We start from the raw sequence: 251 nt of genomic DNA, 5'->3' as shown, positions 1-251 counted from the left end.
CCGCTCAGGAAGTCTTGGCAATGATCGTTAAAGAAGAAGACATTATGCTGCCAATGCTTGCTGAGGTTGCCACGCCTGCTGACTGGGCCCGCGTACGAGCAGATGAGGATTCAATCGGCTACACGCTGATCTCACCGCCAATCAATTGGCAGCCTACCGAACAGGAGCTTGCTGATGCGGCAAACAAGCCCACCAACTCCGCACTGGGCCAGCAGTTTAATGAAATCGCCAAACAACTGGCCGCCACTGAC

General features: G+C 54.6%; 1 protein-coding gene. It reads left to right on the top strand.

Annotated elements, in window-relative coordinates; genetic code table 11:
- Positions 1-20 precede the first annotated feature (20 nt).
- Positions 21-251: hypothetical protein (locus tag LI126_RS14965; RefSeq protein ID WP_331469921.1), on the top strand; the 231-nt coding region annotated here is incomplete at its 3' end.

It is taken from the genome of Mediterraneibacter sp. 210702-DFI.5.30 (assembly GCF_020560115.1).
In the GTDB taxonomy this organism is placed as follows: Bacteria; Bacillota; Clostridia; order Lachnospirales; family Lachnospiraceae; genus Mediterraneibacter; species Mediterraneibacter faecis.
This window is presented reverse-complemented; position numbering and strand designations above follow the sequence as displayed.